Below are 15,967 nucleotides of genomic sequence, written 5' to 3' on the forward strand. Positions count from 1 at the left end.
GCCAAGCAGATCTAAGTGGACCTTCACGGTCGGGGGCGCCCAGACTTTCCGCATGAGCACTCACCGCCCCTTCGGCCGCGCCCTGTGCGCGATGGTCACCCCGTTCACCGGCTCCGGCGCGCTCGATCTCGACGCGGCCGGGAAGCTGGCCGCCCGGCTCGTCGGCGAGGGCTGCGACGGCCTGGTCCTCAACGGCACCACCGGGGAGTCGCCCACCACCACCGACGCCGAGAAGGAGGCCCTGGTCCGGGCCGTGCGGGCGGCGGTCGGGCCCGGGCCCTCGCTGGTCGCGGGGGTGGGCACGGCCGACACCCGGCACACCGCGGAGCTGGCCCGCCGCGCCGAGGCGGCCGGCGCGGACGGGCTCCTGGTGGTGACCCCGTACTACAGCCGCCCGCCGCAGGACGCGGTCGCCGCCCACTTCCTGGCGGTCGCGGACGCGAGCGGGCTGCCGGTGATGGTCTACGACATCCCCGGCCGCACCGGCACCCGGATCGAGCCCGACACGATGCGCCGGCTCGCCGAGCACCCCCGGATCACGGCCGTGAAGGACTGCGCGAACGACCTGCTGGCGTCGGCCCGGCTGATCGCCGAGACCCCGCTGGCCTACTACTCCGGCTGCGAGGAGCTGAACCTGCCGCTGTACGCGGTGGGCGGCGCCGGGTACGTGAGCACGGTCGCCAACGTGGCGCCGGGCCCGCTGCGGGCCGTCCTGGACGCCTTCGACGCGGGCGACACGGCGCTGGCCGCCGCCCGGCACGCCCGGACGCTGCCGCTGGCCGAGCGGATGATGGCGGCGGGGCTGCCGGGGACGGTCACCGTCAAGGCGCTGCTCGGCGGCCCGGTCCGCGCCCCGCTGCTGCCCGCCGGCCGGGAGGCGGCCGACGGGCTGCGCGCGCTGCTCGGCGCGCTGCTTCAGGCGGAGTCGGTCGTGTAGGTCGTCCCCAGGATCGCGGCGTGCTCCAGGACGTCCTCCAGCGGGTCGTCGATCTGCCCGGTGTGCAGGGAGAACAGGGGCCCGTTGGTGACGGTGGGCCCGTGGTGGACGTGGGTGTGCGTCTCGTCCGCGCGGGCCGCCGCCGCGGGCAGCAGCACCGCCGCCGCGGTGAGCACTCCGGCGACCATCGGTGTCGTCCTCATGTGGGTTCCTCGTCCCGTCTCTCGGTGGAGCGGTCGCTCCGCCCTGCCTAACGCGCCGTGGTCACGGAGGTCGCCGCGCGGTCACGAGCTTCACGGTCGTGTCTCCGTTCCGTACCGGAAACGGATCCGGCCCGTCCGGCTGGCTAGGCTCCAGGCCGTCGCACAGCCGAACACGAGACCGAACCGGTCGAGGAACACGAGGAACGGGGGCGGACGGATGACACCGCGCGCAGGGCACGGGATCTCCCGCAGGGGAATGCTGCGACGGGCGGGCGCCGGGATCGGGCTCGCGGTCCTCGGCGCCGGAGCCTGGGGCTGCGGCCCCGTCGAGGACCCGGCCGCCGCCCCCTCCGGCCCTTCCGCCCCCTCCGCCTCGAAGGGCACTCCCGGCGGCGACGCCTTCACCACCCCGCCGCCCGGCACCGCGCCGAAGCCGCTGTGGCAGCGGAACACCGCCAAGGGCAGCCTCGGCCTGGACGCCCTCGCCGTCGCGGGCGACGTCGTGCTCGTCTCCGGCGACCCGCTGATCGGCCGGGACGTCACCACCGGCGAGGAGCGCTGGCGGCGCGAGGAGGTCGCCATCCCCGGCGCGAAGATGCTGGTGCGCGGCGGCACCCTCTACCTGGCGAGCGCGCAGTACGACGGCGACCTCGTCGGCCTCGACCCGGCGACCGGCCGGGAGACCTGGCGCAGCCGGCTCGGCAAGCGCTACTCCCAGCCCCGCCCGATCGCCGCCGACGAGAAGCGGGTGTACGTCCTGGCGGGCATCCTGGAGAAGGACTTCCGCGTCGAGCGGAACGTGATCGCGGCGATCGACACCTCCACCGGCAAGGTCGCCTGGCAGGAGCGGCGCGACGCGGGCACGGAGGAGTACGGCATCACCGGCGAGGCCACCGGCCGCCACCTCGTCTACACCGACTTCCGGGAGAACGTCACGGTCCGCGACACCGCCACCGGGCGGCAGCTCTGGACGAAGAAGATCGGGCGCTCCAACAGCGGCCGGCTCGCCCTCCACGAGGACCTGGTGATCGTCGCCGACGCGGGGAGGCTGCGCGCCTTCGCGCTCGCCGACGGCACCGAGCGCTGGTCGCTGGCGTCCGAGGAGTTCACCCGCTTCCACGGCATCGGCGTCCTCGACGGGATGCTGTACGCCGCCGACTCCGGCCACGTGCTGCGGGCGGTCGACCCGGCCACCGGCAAGGAGAGCTGGCGCACCGGCACCCTCCTGGAGGTGGCCTACCCCGGGCAGTTCGCCAAGGTCGGCACCACCCTCTACGCGGCGACCGAACTCGACGACAAGGGCGGGGTCCTCGCCTTCGACGCCCGCGACGGAAAGCTGCGCTGGCGGTACAACGACGGCAGCAAGGCGCTCGACCAGTGGTACGTCGCGGCGGCCGGCAAGCGGCTGGTCGCCCTGCACGCCGAGCGGCTGACCGCCCTCCCGGCCGTCTGAGCCGGACCGGGAGGGCGGGCCGGGCCCGTCAGTTGTGGCTGTGCAGGACCTCGTTGAGGCCGCCCCAGACCGCGTTGTTGGGGCGGGCCTCGACGGCGCCGGTGACCGAGTTGCGGCGGAAGAGGATGTTCGAGGCGCCGGAGAGGTCACGGGCCTTGACGACCTCGCCGTCGGGCAGGGACACCCGGGTGCCGGCGGTGACGTACAGGCCGGCCTCGACGACGCACTCGTCGCCGAGCGCGATGCCGACGCCCGCCTCGGCGCCGATCAGGCAGCGCTCGCCGATGGAGATGACGACGTTGCCGCCGCCGGAGAGGGTGCCCATGGTGGAGGCGCCGCCGCCGATGTCGGAGCCGTCGCCGACGACGACGCCGGCCGAGATGCGGCCCTCGACCATGGAGGTGCCCAGCGTGCCGGCGTTGAAGTTGACGAAGCCCTCGTGCATGACGGTGGTGCCGGCCGCCAGGTGGGCGCCGAGGCGGACCCGGTCGGCGTCGGCGATGCGGACCCCGGCGGGCACCACGTAGTCGGTCATGCGGGGGAACTTGTCGATGCTGGTCACGGCGAGGTGCAGGCCCTCGGCGCGGGCGTTGAGCCGCACCTTCTCGACGTCGTCCACGGCGACCGGGCCGAGCGAGGTCCAGGCGACGTTGGCGAGCAGCCCGAAGACGCCGTCCAGGCTCTGGCCGTGCGGCTTCACCAGGCGGTGGCTGAGCAGGTGGAGGCGGAGGTAGGCGTCGTGCGCGTCGAGCGGCTTCTCGTCGAGCGAGGCGATGACGGTGCGGACGGCGACGACCTCGACGCCGCGGCGGGCGTCCACGCCGAGGGCCTTGGCGGCGCCCTCGCCGAGGGCGTTCACGGCCTCGTCCGGGGAGAGCCGCGTCGTGCCGGCCGGACCGGCCTCCTCGGCCAGCTCGGGGGCGGGGAACCAGGTGTCGAGGACGGTGCCGTCACCGGCGATGGTGGCGAGGCCGGCGGCGACGGCGCCGGTGGTACGGGGAGCAGTGCTGGTCATGACGGAAAACCTAACGGTCGGCCCCCCGCCCCGGCCAACCGGTCTCAGGTGACGGTCGTGTCTCCCGGAGCATCCGCCGGAGCCGGGGGCCGCGCCCGGGAGCTTCGCACGGGCCGGTCACCCGTACGGACCCCGCCGCTACCGTATGGCGCATGACCTACGCCCCTGGACCGTACGGATACGGCCACGTCACCGTGCCGCCTCCGCCGAAGCCCGGCGTCATACCCCTGGCGCCGCTCGACCTCGGGGACGTCCTGTCGGGCGCCTTCGGCACCTACCGCCGGTACTGGAAGGTGCTGCTGGGCGTCACCGCCGCCGCCTACGGGGTGGCGGCCGTCCTGGTCCTCGCGGCCGGGACGCTCGGCTGGGCCGCCGTCACCGACGCGCTGGACCGCCTCGCCGACGCCCCCGACCCGCAGGCCCCCGGGCCGGCCGAGATGATGCCGCTGTTCGCCGCCCTCGGCGCGATCTGGCTGGCCGTCGTGGTGGGCATGCTGATCGCGACCGGGCTGCTGCACGCGGCCGTCGCGGCGGTGGTCCAGGAGGCGGTGCTCGGCCGCCCGGCCCGCTTCGGGGCGGTGTGGCGCCGGGCCTGGTCGCGGCTGGGCTCGGTGCTGGGCGCGCTCCTGCTGCCGACCCTGGTCTTCCTGCTGCCGATGGTGGGCTTCCTGATCGGCTTCTGCTTCGTGGTGGTCGGGATCCTCGTGGACATCGGCTCGGACGAGCGGGGCCTCGCCGATGGCAGCGCCGGGCTGTTCCTCACCGGTCTGCTGCTGTTCGTCCTCTCCCTGCTGACCCTGCCGATCGTGCTGTGGATCTGGATCAAGTACAGCCTCGCGCCGACGGCCGCGGTCGTCGAGTCGGCCGGCCCGCTGACCGCGCTGCGCCGCTCCTCGGCGCTGGTGCGCGGCTCCTGGTGGCGGATCTTCGGCTGCACCCTGGTGATGATGCTGATCGTCTCCGGGGTCGGCTTCGTGGTGCAGACGGCGCTGTCGATGGTGGGCCAGGTCTCGATGATCGGCATGGACTTCTCCCCCGACCGGGGCCCGACCTCGGTCTTCGCGGCGCTGACGCCCCTGATGGGCCTCATCGCCCTCGTCCAGTTCCTCGCCCAGGCCGCCCTGGCGCCCCTCCAGCCCCTCACCTCCGGCCTCCTCTACGTCGACCAGCGCCTGCGCCGCGAGAACCTGGGCCCGGTCCTCGCCGAGGCCGCGGCGGGCCCCGCCGCCTGACCGGGGACCGGGACGAAAAGACGCGGAAGGGCCCCCGGCGCACGGCCGGGGGCCCTTCTCGTGGTCACACCGCTCAGACGTTGAAGCCCAGGGCGCGGAGCTGCTCGCGGCCGTCGTCGGTGATCTTGTCCGGGCCCCACGGGGGCATCCAGACCCAGTTGATCCGCAGCTCGTTGACGATGCCGTCGGTGGCGGCGCGGGCCTGGTCCTCGATGACGTCGGTCAGCGGGCAGGCCGCCGACGTCAGCGTCATGTCCAGCGTCGCGATGTTGGAGTCGTCGATGTGGATGCCGTAGATCAGGCCCAGGTTGACGACGTCGATGCCCAGCTCGGGGTCGACGACGTCGTACAGCGCCTCGCGGACTTCTTCCTCGGAGGCCGGCTTGATGGTGGCCTCGGCGTTCTCGGTCATGCCGACTTCCCTTCGGAGCCGCCCAGCGCCTGGGCGGTCGCGTCCTTCCACGCCATCCAGCTGAGCAGCGCGCACTTCACCCGGGCGGGGTACTTGGAGACGCCGGCGAACGCGACCGCGTCCTCCAGCACCTCCTCCATCGCCTCGTCCGGCTCGACCTGGCCCTTGGACTGCATCAGCTCCAGGAAGGTCTCCTGGATCCGGCGCGCCTCGGCGAGCTCCTTGCCGACGAGCAGGTCGTTGAGGACCGAGGCCGACGCCTGGCTGATGGAGCAGCCCTGGCCCTCGTACGAGACGTCCTCGATGCGGTCGCCGTCGTACTTCACGCGGAGCGTGATCTCGTCCCCGCAGGTCGGGTTGACGTGGTGCACCTCGGCGTCGCCGTCCCGCAGGCCCCGCCCGTGCGGGTGCTTGTAGTGGTCCAGGATGACGTCCTGGTACATCGAATCCAGCTTCACAGCTTCTGCCGCCCTATCCGAAGAAGTTACGGACGTGCTCCAGCCCCTCGACGAGGGCGTCGACCTCGGCCGGGGTGGAGTACAGATAGAACGACGCCCGCGTGGTCGCGGGAATTCCGTACCGCAGGCAGACGGGCCGCGCGCAGTGGTGGCCGACCCGGACCGCGATGCCCTGCTCGTCGAGGACCTGGCCCACGTCGTGCGGGTGGATGTCGCCGAGCGTGAAGGAGATCGCCGCGCCGCGGTCCTCGGCCGTGGTGGGGCCGATGATCCGCAGGTCCGGGACCTCCTGGAGGCGCCGGACGGCGTATTCGGTGATCGCGTGCTCGTGGCGCGCGATGTTCTCCATGCCGATCGCCGACAGGTAGTCCACGGCCGCGCCGAGGCCGACGGCCTGGGCGATCGGGGGCGTACCCGCCTCGAACTTGTGCGGGGCCGGGGCGTAGGTCGAGGAGTGCATCGACACGGTCTCGATCATCTCGCCGCCGCCGAGGAAGGGCGGGAGGTCCTCCAGGAGCTCCTGCCGTCCCCACAGGACGCCGATGCCGGTCGGGCCGCACATCTTGTGGCCGGTGAAGGCGACGAAGTCGGCCTGGAGCGCCTGCACGTCCAGGACCATGTGCGGGGCGGCCTGCGAGGCGTCGATGCAGACGAGGGCGCCGACCTCCTGGGCCCGCCGGACGATGGTCTCGACCGGGTTGTAGGTGCCCAGCAGGTTGGAGACGAGGGTGAAGGAGACGATCTTCGTCTTCTCCGTGATGACCTCGTCGATGTTGGAGAGGTCGAGCCGGCCGTCGTCGGTGAGGCCGAACCACTTCAGCTTCGCGCCGGTGCGCTGCGAGAGCAGCTGCCACGGGACGATGTTGGAGTGGTGCTCCATCTCCGTGATGGCGATCTCGGTCTCGTGGTCCACGCGGTAGGGCTCGTCGGCCCAGCCCAGCATGTTGGCCACGAGGTTGAGCGACTCGGAGGCGTTCTTGGTGAAGATCACCTCGTCGCGGCTCGGCGCGTTGATGAAGGCGGCGACCTTGTCGCGGGCGCCCTCGTACAGCGCGGTGGCCTCCTCGGCGACCGTGTAGACGCCGCGGTGGACGTTGGCGTTGTGCCGCTCGTAGTAGGCGTTGAGCGCGTCGAGGACCTGGCGGGGCTTCTGGGAGGTCGCCGCGGAGTCCAGGTACACGATCTTCTTGCCGTCGTGGACCGTGCGATCCAGGAGCGGGAAGTCCTTGCGGATCGCCTCGGTGTCGAGGAGGCCGGTCAGCCCCTGATGGGCGGAAGTCACGCGGATGCGCCACCCTTCACGTACTTGTCGTAGCCCTCGTTCTCCAGCTGGTCGGCGAGCTCGGCGCCGCCGGACTCGACGATGCGGCCGTTCGCGAACACGTGGACGTAGTCGGGCTTGATGTAGCGCAGGATGCGCGTGTAGTGGGTGATGAGGAGGGTGCCGACGTCACCGGTCGAGCGGACGCGGTTGACGCCCTCGGAGACGATGCGCAGGGCGTCGACGTCGAGGCCGGAGTCGGTCTCGTCGAGGATGGCGATCTTCGGCTTGAGGAGCTCCAGCTGGAGGATCTCGTGGCGCTTCTTCTCACCGCCGGAGAAGCCCTCGTTGACGTTGCGCTCGGCGAAGGCCGGGTCCATGGACAGCTGGTCCATGGCCTCGCGGACCTCCTTCACCCAGGTGCGCAGCTTGGGGGCCTCGCCGCGGATGGCGGTGGCGGAGGTGCGCAGGAAGTTGGAGACCGAGACGCCGGGGACCTCGACCGGGTACTGCATGGCGAGGAAGACGCCGGCGCGGGCGCGCTCGTCGACGGACATCTCCAGGACGTCCTCGCCGTCGAGGGTGACGGTGCCGCCGGTGACCGTGTACTTGGGGTGGCCCGCCAGGGAGTACGCCAGGGTCGACTTGCCGGAGCCGTTGGGGCCCATGACCGCGTGGGTCTCACCCTGCTTGATGGTCAGGTCGACGCCCTTGAGGATCTCGCGGGGGCCGTTCTCCGCGTCGACGGAGACGTGCAGGTCGTGGATTTCGAGCGTTGCCATGGGTGACTCAGGACTCCTGGGTGACGGAGACGAGCACATCGTCCCCTTCGATCTTTACGGGGTACACGGGGACGGGGCGCGTCGCGGGAAGGCCGGACGGCTTGCCGGTGCGGAGGTCGAAGCTGGAACCGTGCAGCCAGCACTCGATGGCGCAGTCCTCGACCTCGCCCTCCGAGAGGGAGACGTTGGCGTGCGAGCAGATGTCGTTGATCGCGAACACCTCGCCCTCGGTGCGCACGACCGACACCGGCGTGCCGTCGACCTCGACCCGCTTCGGGGTGTCGGCCTCCAGCTCGCTCAGCGCGCAGACTCGGACGAAGGCCATCAGACGGAGGCCTCCAGCTCGGCCTCGACCTTGGCGATGAGGCGCTCCTCGACGTCCGGCAGGCCGATCTGCTGGACCAGCTCGGCGAAGAAGCCGCGGACGACGAGGCGGCGGGCCTCGGTCTCCGGGATGCCGCGGGCCATCAGGTAGAACAGCTGCTCGTCGTCGAAGCGGCCGGTGGCGGAGGCGTGTCCGGCGCCGGCGATCTCGCCGGTCTCGATCTCCAGGTTGGGTACGGAGTCCACCCGGGCGCCGTCGGTGAGGACGAGGTTCCGGTTGAGCTCGTAGGTGTCGGTGCCCTCGGCGGCGGCCTGGATGAGGACGTCGCCGATCCACACCGCGTGCGCGTCCTGGCCCTGGAGCGCGCCCTTGTAGGCGACGTTCGAGGTGCAGTGCGGGGTGTTGTGGTCGACCAGGAGGCGGTGCTCCTGGTGCTGGCCGGCGTCGGTGAAGTACAGGCCGAAGAGTTCGGCCGAGCCGCCGGGGGCGGTGTAGCTGACGCGCGGGTGGAGGCGGACGACGTCGCCTCCGAAGGTGACGACGACCGACTTGAAGGAGGCGTCGCGGCCGAGGAGCGCGTTGTGCTGGGCGACGTGGACGGCGGTCTCGTCCCAGTCCTGGACGGAGACGACGGTGAGCTTGGCGCCGTCGCCGAGCACGTAGTCGACGTTGGCGGCGAGCACGGCGTCGCCGGTGTGGTCGATGACGACGACGGCCTCGGCGAAGGCGCCGAGCTCGATCACCTGGTGGCCGAAGGCGGTGCCGCCCTGGCCGTGCACCGAGACGCGGATCGGCTCGGTGAGGACGGCCTCCTTGGCGACGGTGACGACCGACGCCTTCTCGAAGGAGGAGTACGCCTGGGCGGCCACGCGGTCGACCGGCTTGCCGGCCTTGCGCAGGCGCTCGTCGTCGCGGCCGACGGTCTCCACGGTGACGCCCTCGGGGGCCTCGATCTCCACGCGGACGCCCTCGCCGGTGGCGACGGCGGTGCCGTCGTGCAGCCCGCGCAGACGGGCGAGCGGGGTGAAGCGCCACTCCTCCTCGCGGCCGTGCGGGACGGGGAAGTCCGCGACGTCGTAGGAGGGCGGGGCGCTCATGCGCGTGGCGACGGTGGACTCGGCGGCCACCGCGATCGAGCCGGCGGTGGTGGATCCCGCCGGGATGTTCTGGACGTCAGCCATGGCTGTCGGTCTGCTCTCTTCCTGCGTACGTGTCGGTCGGTCGCTGCGGGGCGGGGGCTGCTAGCCGACCGCGCCTTCCATCTGCAGCTCGATCAGCCGGTTCAGCTCCAGGGCGTACTCCATGGGCAGCTCCTTGGCGATCGGCTCCACGAAGCCGCGGACGATCATCGCCATGGCCTCCTGCTCGGTCAGACCGCGCTGCATCAGGTAGAACAGCTGGTCCTCGGAGACCTTGGAGACGGTGGCCTCGTGGCCCATGGTGACGTCGTCCTCGCGCACGTCCACGTAGGGGTACGTGTCGGAGCGGGAGATGGTGTCGACCAGGAGGGCGTCGCAGAGCACGTTCGACTTGGAGCCGGGGGCGCCCTCGCCGATCTCGATGAGGCCGCGGTAGGAGGTGCGGCCGCCGCCGCGCGCCACCGACTTGGAGACGATGGACGAGGAGGTGTTCGGCGCGAGGTGGACCATCTTGGCGCCGGCGTCCTGGTGCTGGCCCTCGCCGGCGAAGGCGATGGAGAGGGTCTCGCCCTTGGCGTGCTCGCCCATCAGGTAGACGGCCGGGTACTTCATGGTGACCTTGGAGCCGATGTTGCCGTCGACCCACTCCATGGTGGCGCCCTCGTAGGCGACGGCGCGCTTGGTCACCAGGTTGTAGACGTTGTTCGACCAGTTCTGGATGGTCGTGTAGCGGCAGCGGCCGCCCTTCTTCACGATGATCTCGACGACCGCGGAGTGCAGCGAGTCGGAGGAGTAGATCGGGGCGGTGCAGCCCTCGACGTAGTGGACGTAGGCGTCCTCGTCGACGATGATCAGCGTCCGCTCGAACTGGCCCATGTTCTCCGTGTTGATGCGGAAGTAGGCCTGGAGCGGGATCTCGACGTGCACGCCCTTGGGGACGTAGATGAACGAGCCGCCGGACCAGACGGCGGTGTTCAGGGAGGCGAACTTGTTGTCGCCGACCGGGATGACGGTGCCGAAGTACTCCTTGAAGAGTTCCTCGTGCTCCTTCAGCGCGGTGTCGGTGTCGACGAAGATGACACCCTGCTCCTCCAGGTCCTCGCGGATCTGGTGGTAGACGACCTCGGACTCGTACTGGGCGGCGACGCCGGCGACGAGGCGCTGCTTCTCCGCCTCCGGGATGCCGAGCTTGTCGTACGTGTTCTTGATGTCCTCCGGCAGGTCCTCCCAGGACTCGGCCTGCTTCTCGGTGGACCGCACGAAGTACTTGATGTTGTCGAAGTCGATGCCGCCGAGGTCGGAGCCCCAGGTCGGCATGGGCTTCTTACCGAAGAGACGGAGGCCCTTGAGGCGGAGCTTCAGCATCCACTCGGGCTCGTTCTTCTTGGACGAGATGTCGCGGACGACGGCCTCGTTGAGGCCGCGGGTGGCGGCGGCGCCGGCCGCGTCGGAGTCGGCCCAGCCGTACTCGTACCGACCCAGGCCCTCAAGCTCGGGGTGGCTGATCTCGGTGGTCATGCGGGCTTCCTCCCGGCGGTACTTGCGGATGCTGTCTCAGTGGTCTGTGGGGTGCCGTGCGGGATGAACGTGGTGCAGACGCCGTCACCGTGGGCGATGGTGGCGAGGCGCTGGACGTGCGTTCCCAGGAGGCGCGAGAAGAATTCCGTCTCGGCCTCGCACAGCTGGGGGTACCGCTCGGCGACGTGGGCGACCGGGCAGTGGTGCTGGCAGAGCTGCTCGCCGACCGGCGCGTTCCGCGCAGTGGCAGCGTACCCGTCCGCCGTCAGGGCCTTGGCCAACGCCTCTGCCCGCCGTTCGGGTGCGACCGCCTCGACGGCCTCCCGGTAGGGCTCGGCCTGGGCCTCGATCCGGTCGCGCGCGAAGGCGGCGACGGCCGCCTCTCCCCCGGCGTGGCGCTCGATCCAGCGGAGCGCCTCGACGGCGAGGGAGTCGTACGACTGGTCGAAGGCGTCCCGGCCGCAGTCGGTGAGGGCGAAGACCTTCGCGGGGCGGCCCCGGGTGCGGGCGCCGTAGACGCGCTTCTCGCGGGCCTCGACCACCTGCTCGGCGGCGAGGGCGTCCAGGTGCCGGCGGACGGCGGCCTGGGTCAGACCCAGCCGCTCCGCGAGGTCGGCGACGGTGGACGGCCCGTGGTCCAGGATCGAGCGCGCGACCCGGTTGCGCGTGGAGCGTTCTCGGGTCGCGAGTTCCTCCGCAGGAGCCGCGCCAAGGTTTTTCACAACGCCATTGTTGCGTAATTAATCTGGCAGTGACAACCCACGTCCGGACGGGTGACGATGGCGTGCATCACTCAGGTAAGGCTTACCTGACCTGCGGAAACGATCATTCGTAGGATGAATGATCCCCGTCCTGACCAGCCCGTTCGCCGTCCCCTCCACCCCTTTTCCGCGCCGCGGACCGTCCCCCGCGCCGACCCGCTCCGGCGGGTCCTTAGACTTCCCGGCATGCGAAACGAGTCCGCCGGCACCGCCGTCCGCGTCCGCGGCCTGGTCAAGCGGTACGGGCAGAAGACCGCCGTCGACGGCCTCGACCTCGACGTGCGGACCGGCACCGTCACCGCCGTCCTCGGCCCCAACGGCGCCGGCAAGACCACCACCATCGAGACCTGCGAGGGCTACCGCCGCCCCGACGCCGGCACCGTCCGCGTCCTCGGCCTCGACCCGGTCGCCGACGCCGCCGCCCTGCGCCCCCGCGTCGGCGTGATGCTCCAGTCCGGCGGCGTCTACTCCGGCGCCCGCGCCGAGGAGATGCTCCGGCACACGGCGAAGCTGCACGCCCACCCCCTCGACGTGGACGCCCTGATCGAGCGCCTCGGCCTCGGCTCCTGCGGCCGTACGACCTACCGGCGCCTCTCCGGCGGCCAGCAGCAGCGGCTCTCCCTCGCGATGGCCGTCGTCGGCCGCCCCGAACTCGTCTTCCTCGACGAGCCCACCGCCGGCCTCGACCCGCAGGCCCGCCGCGCCACCTGGGAGCTCGTCCGCGACCTGCGGACCGACGGCGTCACGGTCGTCCTCACCACCCACCACATGGACGAGGCCGAGGAGCTCGCCGACGACGTCGCCATCGTCGACGCCGGCCGGGTCGCCGCCCAGGGCAGCCCCGAGCGGCTCTGCCGCGGCGGCGCCGAGAACACCCTCCGCTTCGGCGGCCGCCCCGGCCTCGACCTCGACTCGCTGGTCAAGGCGCTGCCCGACGGCAGCGAGGCCGCCGAGCCGGCCCCCGGCTCGTACCGGATCACCGGCTCCGTCGATCCCCAGCTGCTCGCCACCGTCACCACCTGGTGCGCCCAGCACGGCGTGCTGCCCGACCGGATCTCGGTCGAGCGCCACACCCTCGAAGACGTCTTTCTGGAGCTGACCGGCAAGGAGCTCAGGTCGTGAGCGCAGGCACCTACTCCCCGAAGCCGGGGGCCGCCCCCGTCGGGCGGATGATCGCCGCCCAGACCGCCCTGGAGACGCGGATGCTGCTCCGCAACGGCGAGCAGCTCCTCCTCACGGTGATCATCCCCTCCCTCCTCCTGGTGCTCTTCTCGACGGTGGACGTCGTCGACACCGGCGAGGGGAAGGCCGTCGACTTCCTCGCCCCCGGCGTCCTCGCGCTCGCCGTGATGTCCACCGCCTTCACCGGCCAGGCCATCGCCACCGGCTTCGAGCGCCGCTACGGCGTCCTCAAGCGGCTCGGCGCCTCCCCGCTGCCCCGCTGGGCCCTGATGACCGCCAAGACGCTCTCCGTACTGGTCACCGAGGTGCTCCAGGTGGTGCTGCTGACCCTCATCGCGCTCGGCCTCGGCTGGTCCCCGCACGGCGACCCGTTCTCGGTGCTCCTGCTGCTGGTTCTCGGCACCGCCGCCTTCTCCGGGCTCGGCCTGCTCATGGCCGGCACCCTGCGGGCGGAGGCCACCCTCGCCGCCGCCAACCTGGTCTTCCTGCTGCTCCTGGTCGGCGGCGGGGTGATCGTCCCGCTGGAGAAGTTCGGAGCGGCCGGCGACGTGCTCGCCCTGCTGCCGATCGCGGCCCTCTCCGACGGCCTGCGGGACGTCCTCCGGGACGGCGCGGGCCTGCCGTGGGCGGACGCCGGGATCCTCGCCGTCTGGGCGGTCCTGGGGCTCGGGGCGGCGGCGCGGTTCTTCCGCTGGGAGTAGCCGGAAGGGTCCAGAGGGTGACGTTTCCCGACAAGCCACCCCTCGTGAAAGCATGCACAAGCCCGCGCCTACGATAGGGCCCGTGCAGACCCCCCTTGCCTTCATCGCCCAGCGCTGGACCCCGTCCCCCCGGATCCTCCGGCGCGCCGCGCTCTCCGCCGTCGTGATGAGCGTGCTCATCATCGTCACGGGCGGGGCGGTCCGGCTGACCGGTTCCGGTCTCGGCTGCGACACCTGGCCCAAGTGCACCGACGACAGCCTGATCGTCACCGCCGAGCAGGGCCTCCACGGCGCCATCGAGTTCGGCAACCGGATGCTGACGTACGTCCTGTCGGCCGCCGTCGGCTGGGCGATCATCGCCGCCCGCTCGACCAAGCCGTGGCGCCGCACCCTCACCCGCTGGGGCTGGGCCCAGTTCTGGATCGTGATGAGCAACGCCGTCCTCGGCGGCATCACCGTCTGGATGGGCCTCAACCCGTGGACCGTGGCCGGCCACTTCCTGGCCGCCAACGCGCTGCTCACCGTCGCCGTGATCACCTGGCACCGGACCGGCGAGGGCGACACCGCCCCCCGCCCGCGCGTGCCCGGACCGGTCCGCAAGCTGTCCTGGGCGATCACGGTCGTCTCGGCCCTGCTGATCGTGGTCGGCACCACGGTCACCGGCGCCGGCAAGCACGCGGGCGACAGCAGCGACGTGCCCCGCATGCCGTGGGACTGGACCGTCGCCGCCCACGTCCACGCCGTCGCCGCCTGGGCGGTCTGCGCCCTCGCCGTCGCGATGTGGCTGGTGCTGCGCGTCGTCGACGCCCCGGACGACACCCGCGCCCGCGCCCGCGACCTCCTGATCGTGCTGCTCGCCCAGGGTGCCATCGGCTATGTGCAGTACTTCACCGGCGTGCCGGAGCTCCTGGTCGGCGCCCACATGCTCGGCTCCTCGCTGATGTGGATCGCGGTGCTGCGACTGGCCCTGAGCCTGCGCGAGCGCCCGCTGCCCACCGCCGACATCCCGGCCCAGGCCGACCCGGAGCTCGCCTCCGCGTGAGCCCGGCTCACCCCAGCCGGTAGACCCGCGTCGCGTTTCCCGCGGCGAGCATCGCGGCGACCCGCCGGGCGTCCGGGAGGGACCAGGCGCCGTCCTGGACCCAGGCGCCCAGCACCCGGCCCAGCGCGGCGCGGAAGGCGTGCGCGGCGACCACGTGGAGCTCGGGCAGGGCGCGGGCGCCGCTGGAGTAGAGCAGCTTGCCGAACGGGGCCAGCTCCAGGATCTCCGCGAGGACGTCCGCCGCCCGCGCCCCGGTGTGCGTCAGGGCGGCGCCCAGGTCCGCGTAGACGTGCGGGAAGGCCCCGGCCAGCCGGGCCGCCGTCCGGTGGTGCGGGGAGCCGTGCAGCAGGACGAGGTCGGCGCCGAGCCCCGCGGTGGCGGCGGCGAAGCCGGCCAGCGCGCCCGGGTCGCGGTCCCCGGTGTGCAGCTGGAGCGGGCGGCCCGCGCCGACCGCGATCCACAGCAGGTGGCGCAGGAGCACCGGGTCGTCGAGGGGGCCTCCGGCGCGGCGGCGGGCCAGCCAGCGCCCGGCGGCCCGGCGCACCTCGACCCGCCCGGGGGTCTCCGGGACGGCGACCAGGCCGCAGCGGGGCGCGGCGGCCGAGGAGAAGGCGACGGAGCGGGTGGCGGCGGCCTGGACGGCCTCCGTGAGGTTGCCGAGGAAGGACTCGGCGGTGCCGGAGGTGTCGGCGACCTGTTCCGCGAGGGGTTCGAGGCGGACGATCTCGTGGGCGCGGGCCGCCCCGGCGCCCGCCAGTTCGGCGGGGCCCGTGAGGTCGCCCGGGGCGCCCGTGTCGACGAGGTACGTGCCGATGCCCGCGGCCCGCAGCAGCCGGCGGCCGGTCTCGGCGACGCCGAGCTCGCGGCGGCGGGCGAGGTAGCGGGCGGGCGGGCAGTGGGCTTCGAGGCCGAGCAGCGGCGGACACCAGCGGCGTACGGCGAAACCGGTCTGGGTGTCGAAGAGGGTGGTGCCGGAGGCGGGCGGGGCGGCGGGGCCGAGGTGGGCCTCGAAGGTGCCGAGGCCCAGCTCCGTCCGGAGCACCCCGTGGCAGTACTGGTCCACCAGGCGCGGCGTGTCGATCATCTCGGGGGGCTCCCTGTGTGGGCGTGTCTCCACACGTCCTAACGGGTGAGCCCCGCGCGAGGTTGTTGCCTGGCGGCGGTGCCGTCGGCCGGTTCAGCCGTTGGCGGGGCCGCCGATCTGGATGCCGGCCATCCGGGTCCACTCGTACGGGCCGGTGACGACCTTCGCGGCGAACTCGCCGTCGAACTCGTCGTGCAGGGTCAGCCCGGCCTGTTCGGCGGCCTGCCGGGCGATGTCGTACGTGGGGGCCACCAGGTCGCCCCAGCCGCCGTCCTCGCCGACGAGGACGATCCGGGTGCCGGCCTGGCCGATGTGGGCGAGCTGGCCCTCGACGCCGCCGTGCTCCTTGCCGAAGGCGCGGATCTCCTTGGCCAGCTTGGCCGCCCGGCGTCCGGTGCGCGGGGAGGCGGCCGGGGCCTCTTCCTTGGTGTCTGCGGTGTCTGCCATGGCCACGATGCTACC

At 72.4% G+C, this 15,967-nt stretch carries 18 protein-coding genes; 6 read left to right on the plus strand and 12 right to left on the minus strand.

Annotated elements, in window-relative coordinates:
- Positions 1-52: 52 nt before the first annotated feature.
- On the plus strand, positions 53-937 hold the full coding sequence (locus IE219_RS13385; protein WP_189976903.1) for a 4-hydroxy-tetrahydrodipicolinate synthase family protein: 885 nt from the start codon (positions 53-55) through the stop codon (positions 935-937).
- On the opposite strand, the gene IE219_RS13390 is transcribed toward IE219_RS13385, so the two are convergent.
- Entirely contained in the window at positions 916-1,140 is a 225-nt protein-coding gene (locus IE219_RS13390) for a hypothetical protein (protein WP_189976904.1), read from the minus strand. The two genes, IE219_RS13385 and IE219_RS13390, sit on opposite strands and share 22 nt — an antisense overlap.
- 256 nt (positions 1,141-1,396) lie before the next feature.
- Here IE219_RS13390 and IE219_RS13395 point away from each other — a divergent pair, with 256 nt between their 5' ends.
- Positions 1,397-2,593, plus strand: coding sequence for a PQQ-binding-like beta-propeller repeat protein (locus tag IE219_RS13395; RefSeq protein WP_189976905.1), 1,197 nt, complete (start codon positions 1,397-1,399; stop codon positions 2,591-2,593).
- A gap of 28 nt (positions 2,594-2,621) precedes the next feature.
- On the opposite strand, the gene dapD is transcribed toward IE219_RS13395, so the two are convergent.
- On the minus strand, positions 2,622-3,608 hold the full coding sequence (gene dapD / locus IE219_RS13400; protein WP_189976906.1) for a 2,3,4,5-tetrahydropyridine-2,6-dicarboxylate N-succinyltransferase: 987 nt from the start codon (positions 3,606-3,608) through the stop codon (positions 2,622-2,624).
- 152 nt (positions 3,609-3,760) lie between these two features.
- On the opposite strand from dapD, the gene IE219_RS13405 reads away from it, so the two are divergent.
- Positions 3,761-4,840 (plus strand): DUF7847 domain-containing protein, encoded by a 1,080-nt coding sequence (locus IE219_RS13405; protein ID WP_189976907.1) that lies wholly within the window; start codon positions 3,761-3,763, stop codon positions 4,838-4,840.
- Positions 4,841-4,913: 73 nt separating this feature from the next.
- On the opposite strand, the gene IE219_RS13410 is transcribed toward IE219_RS13405, so the two are convergent.
- From IE219_RS13410 to IE219_RS13445, 8 genes are read right to left on the minus strand one after another with little or no spacing between them, the layout of a single operon-like run.
- Positions 4,914-5,252, minus strand: a complete 339-nt coding sequence (locus IE219_RS13410) for a metal-sulfur cluster assembly factor (protein ID WP_189976908.1) — start codon at positions 5,250-5,252, stop codon at positions 4,914-4,916.
- Positions 5,249-5,710, minus strand: a complete 462-nt coding sequence (gene sufU, locus IE219_RS13415) for a Fe-S cluster assembly sulfur transfer protein SufU (RefSeq protein ID WP_189976909.1) — start codon at positions 5,708-5,710, stop codon at positions 5,249-5,251. The genes IE219_RS13410 and sufU overlap by 4 nt, the downstream gene beginning before the upstream one ends.
- 13 nt (positions 5,711-5,723) lie before the next feature.
- Positions 5,724-6,992: a cysteine desulfurase gene (locus tag IE219_RS13420; RefSeq protein WP_189976910.1), complete on the minus strand. Its 1,269-nt coding sequence runs from the start codon at positions 6,990-6,992 to the stop codon at positions 5,724-5,726.
- Positions 6,989-7,753 (minus strand): Fe-S cluster assembly ATPase SufC, encoded by a 765-nt coding sequence (gene sufC, locus IE219_RS13425; RefSeq protein ID WP_189976911.1) that lies wholly within the window; start codon positions 7,751-7,753, stop codon positions 6,989-6,991. Before sufC ends, IE219_RS13420 begins: the two co-directional genes overlap by 4 nt.
- 7 nt (positions 7,754-7,760) lie before the next feature.
- Complete coding sequence (locus tag IE219_RS13430) at positions 7,761-8,078, minus strand: bifunctional 3-phenylpropionate/cinnamic acid dioxygenase ferredoxin subunit (protein ID WP_030492833.1); 318 nt, start codon at positions 8,076-8,078, stop codon at positions 7,761-7,763.
- Complete coding sequence (gene sufD / locus IE219_RS13435; protein ID WP_189976912.1) at positions 8,078-9,259, minus strand: Fe-S cluster assembly protein SufD; 1,182 nt, start codon at positions 9,257-9,259, stop codon at positions 8,078-8,080. The genes IE219_RS13430 and sufD overlap by 1 nt, the downstream gene beginning before the upstream one ends.
- A gap of 60 nt (positions 9,260-9,319) precedes the next feature.
- Entirely contained in the window at positions 9,320-10,735 is a 1,416-nt protein-coding gene (gene sufB / locus IE219_RS13440; protein ID WP_189976913.1) for a Fe-S cluster assembly protein SufB, read from the minus strand.
- The gene (locus IE219_RS13445; protein WP_189976914.1) at positions 10,732-11,457 is read right to left on the minus strand and encodes a helix-turn-helix transcriptional regulator; all 726 of its coding nucleotides are present in this window, start codon (positions 11,455-11,457) and stop codon (positions 10,732-10,734) included. The genes sufB and IE219_RS13445 overlap by 4 nt, the downstream gene beginning before the upstream one ends.
- 225 nt (positions 11,458-11,682) lie before the next feature.
- Here IE219_RS13445 and IE219_RS13450 point away from each other — a divergent pair, with 225 nt between their 5' ends.
- Genes IE219_RS13450 through IE219_RS13460 form a run of 3 tightly spaced genes read left to right on the plus strand, consistent with a single transcriptional unit; the run spans position 11,683 to position 14,421 of the window.
- The gene (locus tag IE219_RS13450; RefSeq protein ID WP_189976915.1) at positions 11,683-12,618 is read left to right on the plus strand and encodes an ABC transporter ATP-binding protein; all 936 of its coding nucleotides are present in this window, start codon (positions 11,683-11,685) and stop codon (positions 12,616-12,618) included.
- Positions 12,615-13,379 (plus strand): ABC transporter permease, encoded by a 765-nt coding sequence (locus IE219_RS13455; protein ID WP_189976916.1) that lies wholly within the window; start codon positions 12,615-12,617, stop codon positions 13,377-13,379. Before IE219_RS13450 ends, IE219_RS13455 begins: the two co-directional genes overlap by 4 nt.
- A 52-nt stretch (positions 13,380-13,431) precedes the next feature.
- Positions 13,432-14,421, plus strand: a complete 990-nt coding sequence (locus IE219_RS13460; RefSeq protein ID WP_189976917.1) for a COX15/CtaA family protein — start codon at positions 13,432-13,434, stop codon at positions 14,419-14,421.
- Between the two features lie 7 nt (positions 14,422-14,428).
- Here the strand turns inward: IE219_RS13460 and IE219_RS13465 are convergent, their stop codons facing one another.
- Entirely contained in the window at positions 14,429-15,505 is a 1,077-nt protein-coding gene (locus tag IE219_RS13465; protein WP_189976918.1) for an amidohydrolase family protein, read from the minus strand.
- Between the two features lie 93 nt (positions 15,506-15,598).
- On the minus strand, positions 15,599-15,952 hold the full coding sequence (locus tag IE219_RS13470; protein ID WP_189976919.1) for a hypothetical protein: 354 nt from the start codon (positions 15,950-15,952) through the stop codon (positions 15,599-15,601).
- Positions 15,953-15,967: the final 15 nt, after the last annotated feature.

Source organism: Streptomyces termitum (assembly GCF_014650175.1).
Lineage (GTDB): Bacteria > Actinomycetota > Actinomycetes > Streptomycetales > Streptomycetaceae > Streptomyces > Streptomyces termitum.

Coding starts and splice junctions, on each gene's coding strand:
- IE219_RS13385 (WP_189976903.1), top strand. CDS start 53: ATGAGCACTCACCGCCCCTTCGGCCGCGCCCTGTGCGCGATGGTCACC.
- IE219_RS13390 (WP_189976904.1), bottom strand. CDS start 1,140: ATGAGGACGACACCGATGGTCGCCGGAGTGCTCACCGCGGCGGCGGTG.
- IE219_RS13395 (WP_189976905.1), top strand. CDS start 1,397: ATGCTGCGACGGGCGGGCGCCGGGATCGGGCTCGCGGTCCTCGGCGCC.
- dapD (WP_189976906.1), bottom strand. CDS start 3,608: ATGACCAGCACTGCTCCCCGTACCACCGGCGCCGTCGCCGCCGGCCTC.
- IE219_RS13405 (WP_189976907.1), top strand. CDS start 3,761: ATGACCTACGCCCCTGGACCGTACGGATACGGCCACGTCACCGTGCCG.
- IE219_RS13410 (WP_189976908.1), bottom strand. CDS start 5,252: ATGACCGAGAACGCCGAGGCCACCATCAAGCCGGCCTCCGAGGAAGAA.
- sufC (WP_189976911.1), bottom strand. CDS start 7,753: ATGGCAACGCTCGAAATCCACGACCTGCACGTCTCCGTCGACGCGGAG.
- IE219_RS13430 (WP_030492833.1), bottom strand. CDS start 8,078: ATGGCCTTCGTCCGAGTCTGCGCGCTGAGCGAGCTGGAGGCCGACACC.
- sufD (WP_189976912.1), bottom strand. CDS start 9,259: ATGGCTGACGTCCAGAACATCCCGGCGGGATCCACCACCGCCGGCTCG.
- sufB (WP_189976913.1), bottom strand. CDS start 10,735: ATGACCACCGAGATCAGCCACCCCGAGCTTGAGGGCCTGGGTCGGTAC.
- IE219_RS13450 (WP_189976915.1), top strand. CDS start 11,683: ATGCGAAACGAGTCCGCCGGCACCGCCGTCCGCGTCCGCGGCCTGGTC.
- IE219_RS13460 (WP_189976917.1), top strand. CDS start 13,432: ATGCACAAGCCCGCGCCTACGATAGGGCCCGTGCAGACCCCCCTTGCC.
- IE219_RS13465 (WP_189976918.1), bottom strand. CDS start 15,505: ATGATCGACACGCCGCGCCTGGTGGACCAGTACTGCCACGGGGTGCTC.
- IE219_RS13470 (WP_189976919.1), bottom strand. CDS start 15,952: ATGGCAGACACCGCAGACACCAAGGAAGAGGCCCCGGCCGCCTCCCCG.